Origin of the sequence: Nostoc sp., assembly GCF_036917535.1 — a bacterium.
Taxonomy (GTDB): domain Bacteria; phylum Cyanobacteriota; class Cyanobacteriia; order Cyanobacteriales; family Nostocaceae; genus Nostoc.
Window position 1 is genome coordinate 186899 of record NZ_JBALDA010000035.1, and the last position, 19872, is coordinate 206770.

At 41.6% G+C, this 19872-nt stretch carries 23 protein-coding genes and 1 tRNA gene; 13 read left to right on the forward strand and 11 right to left on the reverse strand.

Features of this window, described 5'->3' with window-relative positions:
* Positions 1–613: 613 nt before the first annotated feature.
* The 3 genes from V7K56_RS12025 to V7K56_RS12035 all read left to right on the forward strand — a co-directional run bounded on the left by V7K56_RS12025 (position 614) and on the right by V7K56_RS12035 (position 2355).
* Positions 614–1102, forward strand: coding sequence for a GNAT family N-acetyltransferase (locus V7K56_RS12025; protein ID WP_334910667.1), 489 nt, complete (start codon positions 614–616; stop codon positions 1100–1102).
* A 33-nt stretch (positions 1103–1135) separates the two neighbouring features.
* Complete coding sequence (locus tag V7K56_RS12030; RefSeq protein ID WP_334910669.1) at positions 1136–1813, forward strand: ComF family protein; 678 nt, start codon at positions 1136–1138, stop codon at positions 1811–1813.
* Between the two features lie 86 nt (positions 1814–1899).
* A complete protein-coding gene (locus V7K56_RS12035) occupies positions 1900–2355 on the forward strand; it encodes a PPC domain-containing protein (protein WP_334910671.1) in 456 nt (151 codons plus the stop codon).
* 195 nt (positions 2356–2550) lie between these two features.
* Here the strand turns inward: V7K56_RS12035 and cobS are convergent, their stop codons facing one another.
* Positions 2551–3324: an adenosylcobinamide-GDP ribazoletransferase gene (gene cobS, locus V7K56_RS12040; RefSeq protein WP_334910676.1), complete on the reverse strand. Its 774-nt coding sequence runs from the start codon at positions 3322–3324 to the stop codon at positions 2551–2553.
* A gap of 372 nt (positions 3325–3696) precedes the next feature.
* On the opposite strand from cobS, the gene V7K56_RS12045 reads away from it, so the two are divergent.
* The 6 genes from V7K56_RS12045 (at position 3697) to psbM (ending at position 7034) form a co-directional block, all read left to right on the forward strand.
* Entirely contained in the window at positions 3697–4149 is a 453-nt protein-coding gene (locus V7K56_RS12045) for a hypothetical protein (protein WP_334910679.1), read from the forward strand.
* Between the two features lie 452 nt (positions 4150–4601).
* A complete protein-coding gene (locus V7K56_RS12050) occupies positions 4602–4853 on the forward strand; it encodes a hypothetical protein (RefSeq protein ID WP_334910681.1) in 252 nt (83 codons plus the stop codon).
* A 52-nt stretch (positions 4854–4905) separates the two neighbouring features.
* Entirely contained in the window at positions 4906–6063 is a 1158-nt protein-coding gene (gene tgt / locus V7K56_RS12055; protein ID WP_334910683.1) for a tRNA guanosine(34) transglycosylase Tgt, read from the forward strand.
* A 64-nt stretch (positions 6064–6127) separates the two neighbouring features.
* Entirely contained in the window at positions 6128–6265 is a 138-nt protein-coding gene (locus tag V7K56_RS12060) for a photosystem II reaction center protein K (protein ID WP_006195022.1), read from the forward strand.
* Between the two features lie 185 nt (positions 6266–6450).
* Entirely contained in the window at positions 6451–6747 is a 297-nt protein-coding gene (locus tag V7K56_RS12065) for a 2Fe-2S iron-sulfur cluster-binding protein (protein ID WP_334910685.1), read from the forward strand.
* A gap of 170 nt (positions 6748–6917) precedes the next feature.
* Positions 6918–7034: a photosystem II reaction center protein PsbM gene (gene psbM, locus V7K56_RS12070; protein ID WP_084227279.1), complete on the forward strand. Its 117-nt coding sequence runs from the start codon at positions 6918–6920 to the stop codon at positions 7032–7034.
* A gap of 404 nt (positions 7035–7438) precedes the next feature.
* On the opposite strand, the gene V7K56_RS12075 is transcribed toward psbM, so the two are convergent.
* From V7K56_RS12075 to psbZ, 7 genes are all read right to left on the reverse strand, one after another.
* Positions 7439–8290 (reverse strand): universal stress protein, encoded by an 852-nt coding sequence (locus tag V7K56_RS12075; RefSeq protein ID WP_334910687.1) that lies wholly within the window; start codon positions 8288–8290, stop codon positions 7439–7441.
* 552 nt (positions 8291–8842) lie between these two features.
* Positions 8843–9403, reverse strand: a complete 561-nt coding sequence (locus V7K56_RS12080) for a pentapeptide repeat-containing protein (protein ID WP_334910689.1) — start codon at positions 9401–9403, stop codon at positions 8843–8845.
* A gap of 473 nt (positions 9404–9876) precedes the next feature.
* Entirely contained in the window at positions 9877–11142 is a 1266-nt protein-coding gene (locus tag V7K56_RS12085) for a glutamate-5-semialdehyde dehydrogenase (RefSeq protein WP_334910691.1), read from the reverse strand.
* Positions 11143–11146: 4 nt separating this feature from the next.
* A complete protein-coding gene (locus tag V7K56_RS12090) occupies positions 11147–11554 on the reverse strand; it encodes a hypothetical protein (protein ID WP_094348002.1) in 408 nt (135 codons plus the stop codon).
* A 662-nt stretch (positions 11555–12216) separates the two neighbouring features.
* Positions 12217–12288 (reverse strand) — tRNA-Gly (locus V7K56_RS12095).
* 366 nt (positions 12289–12654) lie between these two features.
* A complete protein-coding gene (gene ribH, locus V7K56_RS12100) occupies positions 12655–13233 on the reverse strand; it encodes a 6,7-dimethyl-8-ribityllumazine synthase (protein WP_334910693.1) in 579 nt (192 codons plus the stop codon).
* 192 nt (positions 13234–13425) lie between these two features.
* On the reverse strand, positions 13426–13614 hold the full coding sequence (gene psbZ / locus V7K56_RS12105; protein ID WP_179068007.1) for a photosystem II reaction center protein PsbZ: 189 nt from the start codon (positions 13612–13614) through the stop codon (positions 13426–13428).
* Positions 13615–13764: 150 nt separating this feature from the next.
* On the opposite strand from psbZ, the gene V7K56_RS12110 reads away from it, so the two are divergent.
* The gene (locus tag V7K56_RS12110; RefSeq protein ID WP_334910695.1) at positions 13765–16506 is read left to right on the forward strand and encodes a CBS domain-containing protein; all 2742 of its coding nucleotides are present in this window, start codon (positions 13765–13767) and stop codon (positions 16504–16506) included.
* Positions 16507–16518: 12 nt separating this feature from the next.
* Here V7K56_RS12110 and V7K56_RS12115 read toward each other — a convergent pair whose 3' ends face one another.
* The 3 genes from V7K56_RS12115 to V7K56_RS12125 all read right to left on the reverse strand — a co-directional run bounded on the left by V7K56_RS12115 (position 16519) and on the right by V7K56_RS12125 (position 18071).
* Positions 16519–17283 carry a Uma2 family endonuclease gene (locus tag V7K56_RS12115; protein ID WP_334910697.1) on the reverse strand — a complete coding sequence of 255 codons (765 nt, stop codon included), beginning with the start codon at positions 17281–17283 and terminating at the stop codon, positions 16519–16521.
* A 90-nt stretch (positions 17284–17373) separates the two neighbouring features.
* Entirely contained in the window at positions 17374–17736 is a 363-nt protein-coding gene (locus V7K56_RS12120) for a DUF5615 family PIN-like protein (protein WP_334910699.1), read from the reverse strand.
* Positions 17733–18071 carry a DUF433 domain-containing protein gene (locus V7K56_RS12125; protein ID WP_334910701.1) on the reverse strand — a complete coding sequence of 113 codons (339 nt, stop codon included), beginning with the start codon at positions 18069–18071 and terminating at the stop codon, positions 17733–17735. The genes V7K56_RS12120 and V7K56_RS12125 overlap by 4 nt, the downstream gene beginning before the upstream one ends.
* Positions 18072–18662: 591 nt before the next feature.
* Between V7K56_RS12125 and V7K56_RS12130 the strand changes: the two genes are divergently transcribed.
* From V7K56_RS12130 to V7K56_RS12140, 3 genes are all read left to right on the forward strand, one after another.
* The gene (locus tag V7K56_RS12130) at positions 18663–19079 is read left to right on the forward strand and encodes an ATP-binding cassette domain-containing protein (RefSeq protein ID WP_334910704.1); all 417 of its coding nucleotides are present in this window, start codon (positions 18663–18665) and stop codon (positions 19077–19079) included.
* 24 nt (positions 19080–19103) lie between these two features.
* Complete coding sequence (locus V7K56_RS12135) at positions 19104–19364, forward strand: hypothetical protein (RefSeq protein ID WP_334910706.1); 261 nt, start codon at positions 19104–19106, stop codon at positions 19362–19364.
* Positions 19365–19460: 96 nt separating this feature from the next.
* Complete coding sequence (locus V7K56_RS12140) at positions 19461–19787, forward strand: DUF6825 family protein (RefSeq protein ID WP_334910708.1); 327 nt, start codon at positions 19461–19463, stop codon at positions 19785–19787.
* The last annotated feature ends 85 nt before the right edge of the window (positions 19788–19872 follow it).

Below are 19872 nucleotides of genomic sequence, written 5' to 3' on the forward strand. Positions count from 1 at the left end.
ACTACTCTGCAAGAAGAGCTTTTAAATTGCAGCAAGGGTGAAATTGCTAGGTTCTGCACTTGCCGATCAATACCATTTCCCTGAATAATTACCTGGGAACGTGACTGAATTAATTTCTGTATCTGTGGACAACCTAGAACAGAAGTCAGTTCTGTTAAAGCAAAGAGAAATTCTCTGTTTAATTTATCTAACGATGGTCGCAATGTCTGGTTTAAGTCTGGCACATTAGGAAAAGATTTAATGCCTTGCTTTTGCCAGTTTTTAAAATCACAGTAGATGCTTTAAAAAAAAACTTAAATTCATATCAAAAAGTTTATACACCTTGTTACTTGGCAAAAATTATCAGTAAATTTATCGTAATACAGTATTTTAAATTTCAAATGAAATATCTCATAGTTACTGACAAAAATCAAGTTCAGGCTTATAGGGGTATTGTCTCCATCAGCAGGGATTAGCCGATTTCTTTGTTAAAGATGACTGTTTTTCAGCACTGGCATAATTCACGCCTTGAGAGTACAGCCTGAAATCGACTCTGCAAGAATTGCTATTTGCTGAGTAAATTGGGATATAGATGCAGAAAAATTTTCTGTGTAAACTTGACCAGCAAATGGTAATGAAAAACTATTATCAAGATTTTTTAATTCGTGATTGGGTGGAAAGCGATCGCACAAGAGCCGCTGAAGTCATCAGTTATGTATTATCAGAATACGGTCTGGGTTGGGAACCAAAGGGTGCTGACCAAGATGTGCTGCGAGTAGAAGAATATTATTTAGCTACTGGGGGAGAGTTTTGGGTAATTGAACACCAAAGCCAGTTAGTAGGTACTGGAGCATATTACCCCATACACCGAGGCAAAAAAGCTGTAGAAATCCGCAAAATGTATCTTTTACCCAGCATCAGGGGTTTGGGATTAGGGAAATATTTGTTACAACAGCTAGAAGCAGCGATCGCAAAGCGTGGTTTTCAACAAATTTGGATTGAAACCGCCAGTGTTTTGGTGGAAGCAGTCAAGCTGTATGAAAGCAATGGCTACACTCCAGCAACAGGAGTAGAAACAACAAGGTGCGATCGCGTGTATGTTAAGTCATTGGTCAAAGACTAATGACTAATGACTAATGACAAAGGACAATTTTAAATGCACGCTTGGATTAAAAATCTCACAGGCTTACTCAATCTTTTTCTTCAATACCATTGCCCCCTATGTCAACGCGCAACTTCGCAAGAATTTTGTCACAACTGCACCAGACAACTGCAAAAATGTCAACGTAAAGACCCGATTTTTCTATGGCAAGAGCCTATACCAGTGTTTGGCTGGGCGGAATATGGTGGCCCGGTGAAACGGGCGATCGCAGCGATGAAATACGAAAATCAACCCCAAATAGCTCGTCCTTTGGGTCAGTGGTTAGGAGAAGCATGGTTGTTAAATTCACCAAGGCGAGATAGCCAGCCTATAGTAGTTCCTATCCCACTCCACACTAGCAAACAAAAACAACGTAAATACAATCAAGCCGCACTGATAGCACAAAGCTTCTGCGAAATTACTGGATTAAAATTGAAACTAAACGGTTTAGCAAGAGTGCGAGAAACTGAAGCGCAGTTTGGTTTGTCGGTATCTAAACGAGAAAAAAACTTGGACAAAGCTTTTGCTATTGGGCAAGAATTTCGCCATCGTCCTCCAAATGTCCCTGTGCTTTTAGTGGACGACATTTATACTACTGGTGCTACTGCCAGATCTGCTGTGCAAACACTTCGTCAGTATGGAATTGTGGTCTTAGGATTAGTAGCTGTAGCCACTGCCGTCAAAGACGGGTAAATCAAAAATTAACGCGCGAGCTTTGACTAATAAGTGGACATATTGACCGATTTAACCTATTTTTGTAGAAAAATTGCTTAAAATGTATGAATAAAGTTTTTGCGGCAGGTTTAAAACAACTCATCATCATTCCTGCCACATTGCTGGCAATAGGCATTAGTATAAGTGCAGCTTTTGCTCAAAATAAATTGTATAGTCCAATACCTTTATCTAACAGTACTGAACTTTCCGATAGCCTGTCCGACAAAGACATTCCCACAGGTCAAGGTGGGTTTGCCCGTGATTACACAGTGAAGTTGCAGAAGGGCGATAATTTAGCAGTTGACCTGTCATCGGAAAACTTTGACAGTATCATCACACTGCTGGCACCTGATGGTTCGACTTTAGCAGAAAATGATGATGGTCCTGATGGTAGTAGCAATTCCTTACTCTTTACTCGCATCGTAGAGACAGGAAATTATGTTATTCGTGTCCGGTCTTTTGGGGAAACCGGGGTTGGGGCTTTTAAACTTAAAGTGACAAAGTTGCAACCGATTAAATGAAGTGGGCATGGGGCATTGAGAAGAGACAAGGTAGACAAGTCAGAGGGGAGAGATAAGGAGAGAAGTCTGAGCGTCGGCTTCCGGCGTTGGCGTAGCCTGCCGTAGGCATCAGAACTTCGGGGAGAGACTTGTTTAATAATTCCCCCTTGTCTCCTTTGTCCCCTTGTCCCCCCTGCCTCCCCTACTCCCCATTTCTTAAAAAACTGTCAATAAACAAAGAAATAAAGCTTCAGTCCACTCAACGACTGCGCCGTAAGTATCTCCAGTGTGTCCCCCTAATTTGTAATTGAACCATGCACCAGTTAAAGTGGCGATCGCACTTCCAACAACTATCATTGCCAGTGCGAGAAATAGCTGCTGTTTATCTATTAGCCAAAGTAAACCACTCAAACTAAACAACAATAACAATCCCGGTAACAAATCTTTGTAAGAACGAATTGCTTGTTTGTGAAATGCGCCTTTACCAGTTGCTTTCAGATAAGGATATCGGGCGATCGCTAGTTGTTGTCCCCAACGTCCCCAGCCACAAGCAGCCATCAGCAATAACCAACGGTTTTCTGGCATATCCGCTAAAGCTGTTATTTTCAGTATCACCAAGGCGATCGCAGCCATTGCTCCAAAAGCTCCTGTAGCACTATCTGCCATCACCTCCAGTCGCCGATCTGGGTCGCCCACTGCTAAACCATCGGCAGTATCCATTGCCCCATCTAAGTGCAATCCTCCAGTTATGACAATCCAAACACTTACTACCAAAGCACTACGAGTTAGCACGGGCATACCAATATAATCTATCCCCGTATCCAGTAATCCTAAAATTCCCCCAATTATCAACCCGACAAGCGAAGCAAGATGTGCCACTCCTTGAAAGTCCAATCCGTTCAAATACGGTAGTGGAATACTAGTGTAAAATATAATACTAGCTGCCAGCTTTAACAGCAGCTTTTTCCACCACTGTTGCTGTTTCGTCATCTGAATTACATTAATATTTGGTAAACTGCTGGATAATAGTATTGATTTCGGTACAACATAACCAGACTTTAAAACTTTAAATAAGATTTACTTCTATCAGACATTCTCTTGGAAAATTTTGTTATGCTGGTCTAAGTGGCAAGCCAGTATTTTAGAGTAGTTTCTTATACAAAGATAAGCGATTTAGAAAGTTAAAATTTCATCAGGGAGCAAAATTTGTGTTTTGTATTCGTTAACTAAAAACTTACTCTAAATTATTAGACGATTGCCCCAGAAAATTGATATTTTTTTAAATGTAGGGAGTAAACAAGCTATTCAATTATGACAGTTTAGCTATGTTGTCGCTCTCCTTAGCTCAATCGCTATTTTCCTATGAGTTATCATCTACCCGACACCAGGATACCAGCTCCGTGCATTATTAACACGGGCATTATTGTGAATAAGCTCGACATCCGGCGATTGCTAGCGGATTTAGGTCGAGTCCACTACATCTACACCCAAGAAGATAAGGTACTGAGCGAGGGTGAAGGGGATGTGATGGAAGTTTTTGCCAATCCGCAAAGGTCTACCCTAGTGGCTAACCGCGCGCTATATCTGAATGTTTGTAGTTTTGATTACTTGGAACTAAAACAGTCGTCGCAACAAGAAACTTACTTCGATTTGATGCAAGAAGGAGTGTGTCTGCGGTTAATTCCCCGATCAACCCCTTTACAAGAGCGACGAGAGCGAAGCTTCAATGTCAGCGCTATAGAAGCGATGATGGAACAAGTACTCTCAGCCAAGTGGGATGCAGAAATCGATGATGACTGTTCTGATTCTTTCTAAATAACAATTATTTAGAGTATATACTCTTAAAGTTGGTAACTAGTACCGCTGCGCGGAAGTCAAAAGGAGCCAGTGCGTTGGGGAGACAGCGCGGTCTTGGGGGTTTCCCTCATGAGCGACCGGCATCCGGCTCTGCCGACAGCCAAGCAACTGGCGTTCAAAAGTCAAAAGTATTGTGTTCCGGGCTTTCGCGTCATTTTAAATGGTATGTTTATTTACGCCGTGTTGTACTAGGTGAGTAATGAATGCTTAAGTGTTCGCTAAAACTCAATTACCAATCTTGATGTTTGTTCATAATTTAGCCAAATAATATTAATTTTGCCCTAATACCATTTGGTTTTATGGCTGCTAGTATCGCAAGGCAAAAGTCAAAAGGAGCCAGTGCGTTGGGGAGACAGCACCGTGGTGAGGCAGTCGCTTAGAGGGGGTTCCCCCCAGGAGGAACTGCCTTCATGGTTTCCCGACTTGAGGCGACTGTCGTCGGCTCTGACGACTTGTACCCCTTTGGGGAAGCAAGCTACGCGCAGCGTCTCCCCTTGGGAGAAGCAACTGGCGTTCAAAAGTTAAAAAGCTTTTATTTTGGGCTTTCTGGCTGTAATGAAATAGTAGGTTTATTTCTGCCGCGTTGTACTAATTATAGATTTCTGAAACTCCTATACCGATTAAGTGTTTCACAATCCAAAATCTGTCTTGAAAAATTTTGATTGGAAGAAACCTCCGCTCAAACTTTTCGCAAAATCTAAAATTCCAAATGGCATGAGTGCGAATTTTTCTTTTCAATGTTTTGCTTGCTGTAGTCAGACAAAAGCTAGAGCAGGAGTATTTTTCACCCCTCACGGTCTTGTAGAAACCCCCAGATTTATGCCAGTGGGAACGCTGGCAAATGTCAAAACTATTACTCCATCTCAGCTACGAGATACTGGGGCGCAAATGATATTATCTAATACTTATCATCTTCACGTACAACCAGGGGAAGCGATCGTGGCTGGAGGTGGTGGGTTGCATAAATTTATGGGTTGGAACGGCCCAATGCTCACAGATTCGGGTGGGTTTCAAGTCTTCAGCTTAAGCGAAATGCGAAAAATTACTGAAGAAGGCGTAACTTTTCGCTCGCCCCATAATGGACAAATTATTAACTTAACACCAGAGCGCTCCATTGAGATTCAAAATACTTTGGGGGCCGATGTGATTATGGCCTTTGATGAGTGTCCGCCCTACCCAGCGACTCGCCAAGAAGTAGAAACTGCAACTAAGCGCACTTACCGCTGGTTAGAACGCTGTATAACAGCTCATCAACGCAGCGATCAGGCATTGTTTGGGATTGTGCAAGGGGGCGTGTATTTGGATTTGCGTTGCCGTGCGGCGGAAGCTTTGGCTAAGTTGGATTTGCCTGGATATGCCATTGGTGGCGTGAGTGTGGGAGAACCGCCAGAATTGATGGCTGAGGTTGTCAAAGTAACAGCACCGCTTCTACCCCCCGAAAAGCCGCGTTACTTGATGGGTGTGGGTACTTATCGAGAAATGGCGATCGCGATCGCATCTGGTATAGACTTATTTGATTGCGTCATTCCCACCCGCTGGGCAAGACATGGTACAGCAATAGTCCAAGGCGGACGCTGGAATTTAAAAAATGCTAAGTTTCGTGAAGACTTTACCTCATTAGATGAAACTTGTTTGTGCTACACTTGTCAAAATTTTAGCCGTGCTTACATATCTCATTTAGTGCGATCGCAGGAAATTTTGGCTTATACCTTGTTGAGCATTCACAACATTACCGAACTAATTCGCTTTACGCAAAAAATTCGAGAAGCAATATTGAGCGATCGCTTTGTTGCAGAATTTGGTCACTGGCTCACCGAAGAAAGGGGAAATGAGAAATCGAGAGTGGAAGAGCAGAGGATTAATGACCAATGACCAAACCATGTTAAGATACTTCTCAATTATGAAAGCTGTGTTGGATAGGTGGATTTAAACAAACATGGAAGCAGCACTTTTATTAGCAAAACTGCCAGAAGCTTACCAAATCTTCGATCCTTTGGTAGACGTTCTCCCAGTTATCCCCGTATTCTTCTTATTGCTTGCTTTCGTTTGGCAAGCAGCTGTGGGATTTAGATAAGTTAATCTATTGTTCAATTTATAGGACAGGTAGAGTACCTGTCCTATTTTTTTGCAGCCTTGTGTTTGATAAAATTAATATTTATTAATATTTTGCAATAAATTATTATAATAAATAAGATATTAATCAAGCTATGTCAATATGAAGCCTTGAAAGTCAAGCTTATAGTCAAGGAGGAATTAGTTGTGGGTAATATCAAATTCATCAAAGAAAATAAAGAAGTAGTGGCGGCAGATGGTGCTAATCTCCGCCTCAAAGCGATACAAAATGGCATTGATATATATACATTGATTGGCAAGATGACCAATTGTGGTGGTAATGGTCAGTGTGGTACTTGTGTTGTGGAAATAGTCGAAGGACTAAAAAATCTTTCCCCTCGCACAGACGTAGAGAACCGAAAATTCAAGAAAAAGCCAGAAAGTTACCGCCTTGCCTGTCAAACTTTAGTGAATGGTTCAGTCAGCGTAGTCACGAAGCCTTAAGTTCTCAAATCTGTCATGTATCCAGTCAGTAGTCAAAATACTTACCAAAATTGAGTTTCCTCTCTACAAGACGCTACGCAGACATTTTGAATTTTGAATTGGTATAACTCTGTCATCGTTGATGCTATCCTAATGTTGTTGACTGGAAATTTAAGAGAGGCTTTCTTGCCATGCAAGTTAATGACCTGGGGTTCATAGCGAGCATTTTGTTCGTACTAGTCCCTGCTGTGTTTTTACTAATTCTGTACATCCAAACTGCTAGCCGCGAAGGTGGAAAAGATAGTTAAGAGTTTGTCTATAAAATAAATAACCCCTACACTATTGGTGCAGGGGTTTTTATTTATCAACTATCAAATTAGTGCTGTTAGCGTAGCCTGTGCTAGGTGCTGAATAGTAAAGACAAGACAAATATTATACCAATTCAAAATTCAAAATGACGCTCGCGGACTCGCTCTAAGCGTTCGCGTAGCGTCTCTAAGAGTTGCCATGCCGTTGGCGAAGCCTCTCGTTCGCTGTCTTCGTCTCTGAAAGAGAAGAGAAGGCTTTACGCTGCGCTAACAAAATTCACGCATTAAGCAAAGCCAGACAGAACAAAGGTATGTCCGTATGTATCTGTCGCATTCTTTTTTCAAATTGGTATTACTTGTTTGCTATTTTATGACAACAATTATTATACTCAGCACTGTTTACTTTAAGCGATTGACCGTGCCAACAATACCGGACAAGTGGCATTGACTCGAACATAGTCAGACAAGGAAGATCCGATGAGCCGATCTATATCAACAAAACTCTTAGCGATCGATGGACGACGATCTGGAGAACCGAGCAATAATAAGTCTATATTCAACTCTTCTGCCAGTCGACAAATTTCTTCACCAGGCTTGCCACTGCTGATATAAGAACGAGATTTGATGCCTTGTTTCTCAGCTTCTGCAACAGCGGCTGCTAAAACTGGATTTTTATCTGAGTTAACCTGGGTTATTTCCGATTTTTTACCCCCAAAATCCGTACTAATATTTGCCAAAATTAACTCGCCGCCTGGAATATCTCGGAGTAAAAACAATGCCAATTTCAAGCAATTTTTTGCTGAATCAGAATTGTCTATTGCCACCATAATGCGCTTAATTCTTTTAACATAAATGTCATCTTTTACCAGCAACATGGGGCGAGAAGATAGTTGGAAAACATACTGACTGACTGAGTTCGATAAAATCGATTGCAACCGCTTCAGTCCACGTGAACCCATAATAATCAAGTCAGCGTCGATTTCATCAGCGACTTGGCAAACCACATCTTTAGGGTCGCCTTCACGCAAAATTGAAGAAACTTGGCTAGGATCTAAGTTCAAGGTTTGAATGGCATTCGCCAGAATTTTACCACCATTTTCCCATTTAGCTGTCATGGTAGTAGCAGTACTTTGTGCAGGAACAACATGCAAAATTGTAACTTTTGCAGATTGAATTGAAGGGATTTCTTTCAGGGTTTTGAGCATTTCCTCTGCGTGTCCCAATCCCGATACAGCCAGCAAAATTCTTCTGATCATCTTACGTAATTTTTGTGAAGTTTACTTTTGTTTTCGCTGTTATTACTTGGCTCAGGTCAGATTTTTACTGCCTTGCTCAACAACCTAGTCAGTAACTTGGCACAAATAAACTTTGTTTTTTAGTATTTAACACTCAAACAAATGACAAAGTACAAAAAGCTCAACAAATGTTTAAGTTTATTTGCACCTATTTACTTAAATTTTCAACTGGATTTCAATTATTAAGCATACTCTCAATTTAGCCTGGATAACTTAATAAATTATGATGTTAGTTATCATTTTTAATCTATGTTTACTTTTTTTATTAGAAGTTAGTTAAGTATTGCAAAGAAATGCGAAAATAACTCTTCAGAAAGATTTATTGACTGTAAAACTTACCAGGCGATCGCTTCTGGCTTTCATAGTCATTTTCCCTATTCTGTGCCTTTTTTAAATTTCTTGCAGTTTTTGTAACTCAGATAGGATTTACTATATCCGCAAATATTAACAGATATAAATCACTTACTTACTACTGCCCCTTTGATGGCAGCACAGGATAATATTGACAACCTATCACACCCAGTCAGCAATATAGACAGGTCCAGTTTCGATACTTCCATCGGGCATGATGGTATTCCAGAAAAAAGTACCAATGTCGCTATATCTGTCTTGACGGAGTTCCAACCCATTCTTGTGCATAAAACCAACAGTGTTTGTGAGGTCAGCTTCAGCCAGGTTGGTATGATTGAGGATGGCTGGACCGATAGCTCCAGCCAAATTAGCCCTAGTCAAGTTGGCGTAACTCAAGTCAGCACTTCGCAAATTAGCATGCAACCCAGTCTTGATCAGATTGGCACCTCGCAAATCAGCCCTACTCAAGTTACATTCATAAACAGAGCCTTCCGAAAAGTCAATTGCAACCAAATAAGCACCATTGAAATTAATCCCAGTCAGGTTGAATTGGGCCAGGTTAGCCCCAGCCAAATTAATTCTACTGAGATCGGCTCCTTCCAACAAAGAGAAATTACCATCAATAGAATCAAAACTCAGTCCAGAGAAATCCCTTCTTCCAGCAGCATAAAGCTCAAGGAACTCTTCAATAAAACAAATTTCGGATCTCCTGTTTCCATCCATACCTTAACTCCAGAATCAATTAGTACCATCAACGGTCAATACTGCGTAGGTTTTGCCTAAAAATAAAAATATGTAGCTTGGGTTGAGGAACGAAACCTAACAAACCCCGCTAAATGTTGGGTAACGCATTGCTTTAACCCAACCTACAATATTCTTAACCGAGCAGTATTGCATCAACAGTACAGCACAAACCCTCTGGAACACCTTCTTAAGGGAGATCAACGCTTTTTGCTTAGTGGTAATCGAGAAGATGGAACCATTAAAGTGTAGAACATTCGGAGAGGATATGAACTTTGTAGTCTTACAAGTCACTCATCGTCAATTACTCGTCTTGCAATTAGCTCAGATGGACAGATACTATTTATTTGGAGTGGAGATAGCACTGTTGAGGTGTGGGGAATTTAATTATTCACGGTAATTTGAGATAGTTTTACTTCAGAATTCAGAATTCTACTGTATAAATTACCAATTATTTAAAACCTGCCATTCCCCTGAACAATGTGCTTAACGGTGGTCAAGGTTTCCAGGCTGATAAATCCCCGACGATGACCTTTTTGGTTAGACATACCGAGAAACACTGAATCTCCCCGCGAAGGGTTACGAGAAAAACGCGGGGAAGTGTTGATGTAGGTAGAGGCACTGGTAACTCCCAAGGCAAACTGCCGACTTTCCTGATAGGATTCAGTTACGATGGAGTCAGCATGACCACTACTGTATTCATTAATCCAAGCGATCGCAGCCTCTAAGCTATCTACCAGTTTAAAAGCTACTGTCCTTGTTAAATAAGGGTTTCCCCATTCGCCTTCTTTTACCAGCTGCAACTGAGGAAAGGCTTGTACTAGTTCTGCATCACCTTTAATTTCAAAGCCTTTTTCTATCAAGCTGTTCCATAAAACGGCTATTGATGATGGCAAAGCTTGACGATGAATTAGTACCTTTTCAATGGCGTTGACTTGATCGGGTTCACTTTGATGGCTATTAAGAATCATCCAGCGCACCATTTCTAAGCTACTATTCAGCGACCAGTAAAGGTAACAGTTACCCATCGCTGACTTTAAAACTGGGCAAGTTGACTGTCGGACAACCTGCTGCACTAAGCTAGAACGTCCATAGGGAATAACTAAATTCACGTACTGGTCTTGGGTGACTAAATCTCGAATCGAAGCACCATGTTCTGCTGTGATCAGTTCTAGACAGCTCGGAGCTAGACCAACTTCTGCGATCGCACTTTGCAGTACCTCAGCGATGACCGCGTTAGAATGGCTAGCTTCAGTACTGCCTTTGAGAATTATACAATTACCAGTTTTGATACAAAAACCTGCTGCGATCGCCGCTAAATCGGGAAACGCCTCATAAATAAATCCAATCACTCCCAAAGGCATTAATTGAGTGTAACTTTGGGAATCTTCCAGTTGATAATCAGCAGTTCTGACGCGTCGCAGTGGATCTGATAATTCCCCCAACCTTTGTAAAATGTCTACTGTCATCTCTAGCCTTGTGGGAGTCAGTTTCAGCCAATCCAATATCAGCTCAGGCACTGCCATTTCTCGACTGGCTTCTAAATCCAAGGTATTGGCTTCTAGAATGTCATCAAATGAGCGCTCAATCGCCTTGGCCATTGCCAATACTGCACGACTGCGGTCTATTCCCTTTGTGAGTCCCAATTTTAGGGAAGCTTGATAGGCTCGTTGGGCACTAGTAATCGGTTCGGGGTGGTCATCTAAAACTTCAACAGTCATTGAGTTAACGTCTGTAGGTAAGCCAGACCATTAGTGCTGGTAGGATAGCCAATAGCACCGCCACCATTGCCCAAGCAATAATGCTGGAACCATTTGCCAATCGCAGTGCTAATGGCAGCCATATAATCACTAGCACGAAAATAATGCCCAGCGCTATAGGCAGATAGCTTTCTCCCAAGCGGGGATGGACAACATGCCAACTATTTCCCATCCAACGCCAAGCCCGTTTGTAGGGATAGGTGGTAGAAAGCTGTTCTAAAACATGACCATTATCTTCTACGACAAAGATTTGCTGACAGCGATCGCAACCAAATGCTTCTGTTAGCGTAATCGGAATTAACTGACCCCGGCGACGACAGGGACAGGGGTATTCGGTATTGAAATCGATTTTTTCGGGTTTTTGAGATTGCACAAGCGTTCTAATAACTTGAGCGTGTTTTACATGAACTGCGAGAATATGATGCCTTAAAGGCTTCTGTGTTTATATACATAGAAAGGCGATACAAACATTGTCCTGATTAAATATAGTAGAAGCATCTAACTTTAAGTATACTAGTTGCCAAATTAGTACGGAATTATCTATTTGTAGTCTTTCCCCGTAGCTGGCGATCTTGTTTAAAAACTTTCTTCTTTTCATCTGTCGCTTTCAAGGTAATGTGGTTGCGTTTTTGGGGATTTATTATGCTGACACACCTGGTACAATTTTAAGCGTAGGTGGCGACTACTCCGAAAGCAAATCCTTTGGGAATGCTACGCTCGTAAACAACACACATTAACAAACCCGCTAATTTCCCTTTGGGCCAATATATATCACTATCGGTTCTCAAGATTAGATCGACATTAGATCCAATCTCTATTCCTTAAAGTTCACAAGCATTTGCAAAGGGGGAATTGCTAAAACATCTATTGTAGTGTGTAACTCTTTGTCCAAATATAAATTGTGGCTAATCTTGAATGAATCTGTTCACATTTGGAGCGGTTTACAAGAGTGCAGAGCTTATCTACGAATACTTCAACGCACCTTAAAAACATTAAACCTCTTGGAATTGTTAAATTCAAGAGGTTTTACTTGGAAGCGGGTAACGCGATTCGAACGCGCGACATTCACCTTGGCAAGGTGACGCTCTACCACTGAGCTATACCCGCAATCATCACCCAAGTATTAATATCTCAGATTTATTTGTCATTGTCAACCCCTTAATTTGGTCATTAGTCAGTACAGACGCGACGCCAGTCGCTACAACGGGAAGCCACTGCGGTCTTGGGGTTTCCCCAAGTGGAGCAAGTGGCGTGGGAACCCCCCTTCGGGTTCGGGGGTGACGCTCCTTCGTCGCTAACGCTGCGCTAACGCAATCAACGGGAACCGCCAAGACTGCGACCCCCTCACCGCAACGCGCTGGCTCATTAATCGCGTCTGTACAATGGTCATTAGTGAATAACAAAGGACAAAGCGCAAAGTCTTATCGGAGGAAACCTCCGCTCAGAACTTTGTAAGAGAGGACTAATGACGGATTAGCCGAGTTCTTCTGACTCCACAGTTAAATTGCCGACGCTGGTACTTTGAAAAGAGGGTGGTAAAGACTGGCTATTACGAGAATATGGCTCTGCCAGATTGGAACGCAGTTGCCGCATGAGGCTCGCCATTTCTAGGGCATTCAGGGCATAATCCCAGCCATGATTACCTTTTATGCCTGCCCGTTCTAAGGCCTGCTGCATAGTATCTACTGTCAAAATGCCAAAAATTACTGGCACCCCAGTTTGAAAGCTAGCGGCGGCAATGCCTTTAGAAACCTCTGAGGAGACATAATCAAAATGGGGGGTTTGTCCTCGAATGACTGCGCCAAGACAAATTACAGCATCATAACGATGGGAAATTGCTAATTGGCGAGCTACTAAAGGTACCTCAAAACTTCCCGGAACCCAAACATAGTCCACCTGATTACCTTGGGGGTTAGGGTCTACACCGTGGCGTTTTAAACAATCTTGACATCCCTCTAACAGCTTTCCGGTAACGAGGTCATTGAATCGACCAATCACCACTGCAAACCGCAAAGGCTCCGTTTGGGTAAAAGTTCCCTCGAAAACTGCCATGACTGCCTCTTTATCAACTATACTTCTGGTCAATATACATTTCTTATTTAAATGTAGAGGAGCAGGAAAGCACGGTCAGGATGAAGTTAGTAGGAAAAAGAAAAAATCCCTTGTTTCCCTTAACCTTTGACCTTGGCTTTTCTGCCCCTCTAGTTCTTATATTATGTGCTTGCGCCAGAGCGAAGCCGTCACCTACACGACAAAAAAGTTTAACAAACCAACTAAAAATACCAAACCAATCCAGACCCCAGAACCAACCCAGAGCAGTTTTTTAGATTCACCCCAATTTTGGGGAGTGGCGTAAGCAACCGGAACGCCCACAACTAGGACAAAAGACAACAAGACTAGACCTATCAAGGCAAATTGGAATATTATGGTCATTTTTGCTTCTCCCAATACAGTGAAATACTAAAGATAGAATATCCTAAAGGGCGACACTGACACTTTCTTATTATTTTTAAGCTAGCAGAAATTGCAACATTTTTGTCATTTGTCCTTTGTCTAAGTACAAGTGATTAATGGCTCTTAACTATGGATTTAATTCTTTGCCACACAACAGCAGATTTTGACGCATTAGGAGCAGCAGTAGGGTTAACGCGCCTACTATCGGGAAGCAAGATTGTGCTACCTGGCGGTTCTCATCCTACTGTACGGGATTTTTTAGCATTGCATCGGGATAAATATTCTCTGATTGAACGCCGTTCGGTGAATTCAGAAACAATTCGCTCTTTGACTGTGGTGGATACACAACAGCGCGATCGCTTGGGTAAAGCTGCTGATTGGTTAGATTTACCTAGTCTAAAAGAGATTATAGTTTATGACCATCACTTAGGACAAGAATCAGATATTCCCGCGACGCGATCACATATTGACTCAGTAGGAGCCACCACAACTTTAATCGTCGAGCAATTGCAACAACAGGAAATTTCCTTGACTCCTACCGAAGCGACTGTAATGGCTTTGGGTATCCACGTTGACACTGGCTCTTTGACATATGACCAGTCCACAGCACGGGATGCTTTAGCTTTGGCTTGGTTAATGGAACAAGGTGCTAGTTTATCAGTAATTTCCACCTACCGTGACCCGGGATTATCTCCGCAATTGCAGCAGCTATTAACTGAATCTCTAGAACGTTTAGAATCTTTCTATCTACATGGATATACGGTTGCTTGGGTAACTTTGAAAACTGAGGCTTTTGTACCAGGGCTATCGAGCCTAGCTTCGGAGCTCGTGGAATTAACTGAAATTGATGCCTTACTATTGGCTAATGAGTATCCTTTAGGTGAAGAGGATTCACGCTTAACTGTAATTGGGCGATCGCAAATTCCCAAAACGAATCTTAACCTATTATTCCAACTCTTGGGTGGCGGCGGTCATTCGCAAGCCGCATCGCTAAATCTAAGGGAAGTTGATTCGCAGGCAATATTAAAACAACTCCTTGACGGGATAAAAGCACAAATTCCCCATCCCCTGACTGCTAGGGATTTGATGTCTTCTCCTGTCCGCACGATTTTGCCTGAAACCACAATTGCCGAAGCCCAACGCATTTTATTACGCTATGGACACTCTGGTTTGTTTGTAATCGATACTCAAGGACAACTAGTAGGTATTATTTCGCGGCGGGATATTGATACTGCCTTACACCACGGATTTAGTCATGCACCAGTCAAGGGCTACATGACCAAGAATCTCAAAACAATTACACCAGATACGACATTGCCACAAATTGAGTCGTTGATGGTGACTTATGATATCGGACGCTTACCAGTATTGGAAAATGAGCAGTTAATGGGCATTGTCACCCGTACTGATGTCTTGCGAGAATTGCATGAAGAAAAGGATGAAGACCAAGAGGGGGAGCAAAAATTCAAAATTCAAAATGACGCTCACAGACTCGCTAACGCTGCGCTAACAAAATTTAAAATTCCTCTCAGGACTGAATTGCAAAATCGCCTTGCTCCGCAACTATGGCAATTACTCACTACAGCATCGCAAGAGGCAGAAAAACGGAGTTGGCATCTTTACCTAGTGGGCGGTGCGGTGCGGGATTTGCTATTAACAAAAGCAGTAGCGGGCACTTTGATGATTAAAGATATCGATCTTGTGGTTGATGGCTTTCATAAATCAGCAGATGTTGGTGCTGGTGTGGAATTAGCAAATGCACTCCAACAACTTTACCCTATGGCTCGCTTAGAAATCCACGGGGCTTTTCAAACTGCGGCTTTGTTGTGGCACAAAGACCCAGAATTAGATTCTCTATGGGTAGATATTGCCACTGCTAGAACAGAATTCTATCCTTATCCAGCCGCAAATCCAGAAGTTGAGGCGAGTTCCATTCGTCAAGATTTGTATCGCCGAGATTTTAGCATCAACGCCCTCGCCTTGCGCCTGACTTCCCCTCGTACTGGTGAATTACTCGATTTTTTTGGTGGATTACTAGATTTACAAGCTAAACAAATTCGGGTTTTACACGCTAATAGCTTTATTGAAGACCCCACCCGCATTTTTCGTGGCGTGCGCTTTGCCGTGCGCTTCGGATTTCAAATAGAACCGCAAACTGAAGAGTTTATCCGCTATGCCATCAACAGTGGTGTTTACGATCGCACTGCTCAAGAGAATAGCAGAACTCCAGCCCTGCAAACTCGACTGAAAACAGAACTAAAACACATCCTAGAAGCCCCCTACTGGAAATCAGCTTTACAGTTACTCGATAACTTAGAAGCATTGCAATGCATCCATCTTACCCTGAAGCTAGACACAGAACTCTTGCGACAATTACGTTTGCTAGAACGCTGTTTGCGGCGATTTGACCCGCAACCAACCCTCATTAATTGGGAAATGCGTTTAGAAGCGTTAATCGCCCATCTAGCACCACAATATCGGGCGAAAGTTGCAAAGAATCTACAGCTGCAAGAAGATGGCATTAAACGCTTGCAAAACTTGGCTTCTGCCCAAACTGAGGTGATGGAATCTTTGCCTAAGTGTCAAAGTCCCAGTCAAGTAGTGCAGTTGTTGCGACAGTACGACTTACCAATGCTGATTTTAATTGCTTTGCCAAGTCCGCGATCGCTTAGACATCAGATTTGGGAATATTTAACTGTTTGGGCTAATGTGCAGCCACTATTGAATGGCAATGATTTAAAAAAACTGGGTTATAAACCAGGGCCTCAATATCGACAAATATTAGATGATATGCTTGCTGCTACCTTGGATAGAGTAATTAAAGATAAGACTGAAGCTGAGGAGTTTTTAGCGCAACACTATCCTAAATGAAATAGCTCTGGTCTAAATTGTATCTGGATTAATATTTAACTGCCGCAGTTTTGCTGCTAAACGTTCAGCTTTTTGTTCGGCTTGTTCAGCCTTTTGTTCGGCTTGTTCAGCTTTTTGTTCAGCTTGTTCAGCTTTTTGTTCAGCTTGTTCAGCTTTTTGCTGTACCTGTTCTGCCGTTTCTTCCGGTGTTGGTATTAGTTGCCCATCTCGTGTAAAAAACCGCAATAAACCTTCATAAACTCCCAAATATAACCCTAGCTGATGACTCCACAAATATCCTTGTTCGCCTGCTTGTAGAGGTTGATATTCTCCATCTACTAAATGAAATCCCGCAAATTCTTGTGTGTAAGGGTCAAACCAAAAATAATCGGGTGTGCGGAAGGTATCTTGATAAATTGTTTTCTTTAAATCTTTGTCAGTATTCGCTGTTGAGTCAGACAAAATTTCTAGAATTACATTCGGATATTTGCCATCTTCTTCCCAAACTACCCAGCTTTTACGGGTTTTACGTTCACATCCCAGCACGACAAAAAAGTCTGGCCCCCGAAAGTGTTCTGATTTGCGTTGGCGTGGACTGTAGTAAATAGTCAGATTTCCAGCTGCATAGAAATCATTTCTATCTCGCCACAGCCATTTTAGGCATTTAAGTAAGAGCATGATTTGCTCTAGATGAAGTTCGCTTTCCAAGGGAGGCTCATCGCTATATAAATCACCAGGAGGGAATATAACATCTTGACAGATGCCTTCTTGAGAATCTAATTCTTGAGCAATAGTCATAGAATGGATATGGCATCAATTAGTTATGGGTTTATTTTAACAGTCTTTGAGTTGGTGATCGCGTAGCGTACTGTAGGTAATCGCCTATTATTAGGGTAATGGTAAATAAACTATTCTGTCTTGATATTCATCGGCTTCTGATGCCAAAGCAACTATTATAAGTTCTTCTCTATTTTCACCAATACTCAAATTCGGATTGAGGATGAAAATCCCTGATATGTGAAGATTAACAGCAAGATGATCAGCTAAATGTCCTGGCATAAAAGTTCGGTTATTTGTCACTAATATAAAATTATTATCCTCACACCAACACAGAATTTCTGGATCGAGTGTACTTTTTGGTGGAGTTCCTGATTCTCCTACCACTTTGATCGCAATATCAGGTTCTCGTAGTCTAATTTGATTTGGATATATAGGATTGACATTTTCATCAATCAGATATTGCAGTGTCATGCTTGCTGTTTAGCTTGTCTTTCAATTCGGAGTTGGGGCAGTTTTTCTGACACTGGCGGGGGATTAAGCCGCTGTTGTTCTCGCATTCTATGACCGTGTTCTATCCAGTTTTTCATGTAAGCACTGACAGTTTCTTTGTTTTGCAAATAATAAAGAATTGTTGCATATATTTGCTCTAAAGATATTGTTTGATAAATTTGGGCAATTTCTTCTGGAGAACGTCCACAATCAATGTATTCATAAAGAATTGTTTCAATCCAAATTCTTGAGTCTTTGAGTCTAATATCTTCAGAAGACAGGAAGTTAAAATACTCTGTGATTTGTTTGGTAGGCATAGATTAACTTGTATTTATTTATATATATGGTAATATTTTTATGAAGCGATCGCCCTACATTAAGCACTTGAAAAAAACAGGCGATTGGCTTGTTTAGCAGTAGCAAAATGCCTTGAAGATAAAGCACCCCATAATTCAAAGATATGAAACCATGCTGCATATCTAATAATCTTAACTTCTGCACCATTATTAACAGCTTCTTCTGCTCTTTCTAAAACTTTCAGAATAAAACTGCTGGAAGTCTTTCTAGTAGGGCTGGAGAGTATGGAAATAGAAAAAGTGATCCTAACCTTTTAAAACACCTTCATGCTACACTATAGTTAATATCAAACCTCATCACAACTGCAACGAGATAACACAAATGAAGTAATACCAAACACCTGTTGTGCCAAAGCAACAAATGTCAACAAAGAATAAACGTAACTGGTTTGACAGGGTTACTTCACATAGTCATGCACTAAAAATATTGTCATCACTCCTATCTACATATAACCGTTTGACGAGTATCTGCGGCTAGTTTTTTTGTGTCTAATCTACCCGTAGTTCTGGGAAACATACGGGTGGAAGTTCGCGAATTGAGGTTTGAGAAGAATGCCGAAAAAATCAATATTGTTAGCAGAGAATTTAGCTTATGACCTCAGCGTAGATAGAACTTTGTTTCAAAAAGTTCATGTGAATATCGACGCGGGTGATCGCATAGCCATTATCGGCGCAAACGGTTCTGGTAAATCGAGTTTGGTAAAAGCAATTTTGGGAAGGGAAAACCAAGCAGCGATTTTAGAATTAGGTGAAGTTTTGCTTGCACCAGCCATGAAAGCTGTATATCTCGATCAAACCTATGAATTGGTAAATCGTCGATACACAATTCTAGAAAATATGCAAGCTGCCAATCCTCATCTCAGCTATCAGCTTTTGCGTCAACAGTTGGGACACTTTCTCTTTAAATATGATGATGTTCATAAAAGCGCCTCTGTGCTGAGTGGGGGTGAGTTGGCAAGATTAGCGTAGGCGTAGCCCGCCGCAGGCATCGCTATGATCAGTATCTCAGAAATCGATCTACTGGTTCTCGATGAGCCAACTAATAACCTGGATATTGAAACTGTTGAACAAATGGTAGTAGGTATCAATGATTACCAAGGAGCGCTTTGGGTAATTTCCCACGATATCGATTTCCTCAGCCGGATTAACATTACCCAAGGTTTCAAGTTGAAGGAACAAACTTTGCAAATGACAACTTATTTACCAAGTACACCAGAGCAATATTATCAAGAGTTATTGGAATGCCATAAATAAAGCGATCGCCTGATGTAAATTTCTAGCTCAACAATAGAAGCCGTAAAGCATACAGGCAAGTTATAATTCTCTTGCGGATCAACGTAACAAAAATTTATGAGTAACCCCATTGTGCAAGCCTTTTTCGTAGGCAGAGCAGTAGCTGAAGTAGTTAATGAGCGTTTAGAGGTCGCGCTGACCGATGCTTTGAGCGAACTAGGCAAATTTGATGCAGAAGCTAGAGAGCAGTTGCGCCAGTTTACAGAAGAAGTTCTAGAGCGGGCAAATCGGGCAGCAGAAGCTGCTAATGCCAGTCAACCTACCACAGGTACTGCACAAGCCAGTTCTGATTCAGGAGACTTGCAAGCAGAGATTGATGAATTACGAGCCGAAATTGCCCTGTTACGAACAGAATTGCAACATTATCGAAGAACTTCTGCATAAATTTTAGTCATTAGTCATTGGTCAAAAATTATGTACAAATGACAAATGACACTTAAAAAAGAATAGTTTAGGAATCAGAGTGTCT

What these genes read in the sequence shown, in the direction of transcription:
- V7K56_RS12025 (WP_334910667.1), top strand. Translation starts at nt 614, where the DNA reads ATGAAAAACTATTATCAAGATTTTTTAATTCGTGATTGGGTGGAAAGC.
- V7K56_RS12030 (WP_334910669.1), top strand. Translation starts at nt 1,136, where the DNA reads ATGCACGCTTGGATTAAAAATCTCACAGGCTTACTCAATCTTTTTCTT.
- V7K56_RS12035 (WP_334910671.1), top strand. Translation starts at nt 1,900, where the DNA reads ATGAATAAAGTTTTTGCGGCAGGTTTAAAACAACTCATCATCATTCCT.
- cobS (WP_334910676.1), bottom strand. Translation starts at nt 3,324, where the DNA reads ATGACGAAACAGCAACAGTGGTGGAAAAAGCTGCTGTTAAAGCTGGCA.
- V7K56_RS12045 (WP_334910679.1), top strand. Translation starts at nt 3,697, where the DNA reads ATGAGTTATCATCTACCCGACACCAGGATACCAGCTCCGTGCATTATT.
- V7K56_RS12050 (WP_334910681.1), top strand. Translation starts at nt 4,602, where the DNA reads ATGGTTTCCCGACTTGAGGCGACTGTCGTCGGCTCTGACGACTTGTAC.
- tgt (WP_334910683.1), top strand. Translation starts at nt 4,906, where the DNA reads ATGAGTGCGAATTTTTCTTTTCAATGTTTTGCTTGCTGTAGTCAGACA.
- V7K56_RS12060 (WP_006195022.1), top strand. Translation starts at nt 6,128, where the DNA reads ATGGAAGCAGCACTTTTATTAGCAAAACTGCCAGAAGCTTACCAAATC.
- psbM (WP_084227279.1), top strand. Translation starts at nt 6,918, where the DNA reads ATGCAAGTTAATGACCTGGGGTTCATAGCGAGCATTTTGTTCGTACTA.
- V7K56_RS12075 (WP_334910687.1), bottom strand. Translation starts at nt 8,290, where the DNA reads ATGATCAGAAGAATTTTGCTGGCTGTATCGGGATTGGGACACGCAGAG.
- V7K56_RS12080 (WP_334910689.1), bottom strand. Translation starts at nt 9,403, where the DNA reads ATGGATGGAAACAGGAGATCCGAAATTTGTTTTATTGAAGAGTTCCTT.
- V7K56_RS12085 (WP_334910691.1), bottom strand. Translation starts at nt 11,142, where the DNA reads ATGACTGTTGAAGTTTTAGATGACCACCCCGAACCGATTACTAGTGCC.
- ribH (WP_334910693.1), bottom strand. Translation starts at nt 13,233, where the DNA reads ATGGCAGTTTTCGAGGGAACTTTTACCCAAACGGAGCCTTTGCGGTTT.
- psbZ (WP_179068007.1), bottom strand. Translation starts at nt 13,614, where the DNA reads ATGACCATAATATTCCAATTTGCCTTGATAGGTCTAGTCTTGTTGTCT.
- V7K56_RS12110 (WP_334910695.1), top strand. Translation starts at nt 13,765, where the DNA reads ATGGATTTAATTCTTTGCCACACAACAGCAGATTTTGACGCATTAGGA.
- V7K56_RS12115 (WP_334910697.1), bottom strand. Translation starts at nt 17,283, where the DNA reads ATGACTATTGCTCAAGAATTAGATTCTCAAGAAGGCATCTGTCAAGAT.
- V7K56_RS12120 (WP_334910699.1), bottom strand. Translation starts at nt 17,736, where the DNA reads ATGACACTGCAATATCTGATTGATGAAAATGTCAATCCTATATATCCA.
- V7K56_RS12125 (WP_334910701.1), bottom strand. Translation starts at nt 18,071, where the DNA reads ATGCCTACCAAACAAATCACAGAGTATTTTAACTTCCTGTCTTCTGAA.
- V7K56_RS12130 (WP_334910704.1), top strand. Translation starts at nt 18,663, where the DNA reads ATGCCGAAAAAATCAATATTGTTAGCAGAGAATTTAGCTTATGACCTC.
- V7K56_RS12135 (WP_334910706.1), top strand. Translation starts at nt 19,104, where the DNA reads ATGATCAGTATCTCAGAAATCGATCTACTGGTTCTCGATGAGCCAACT.
- V7K56_RS12140 (WP_334910708.1), top strand. Translation starts at nt 19,461, where the DNA reads ATGAGTAACCCCATTGTGCAAGCCTTTTTCGTAGGCAGAGCAGTAGCT.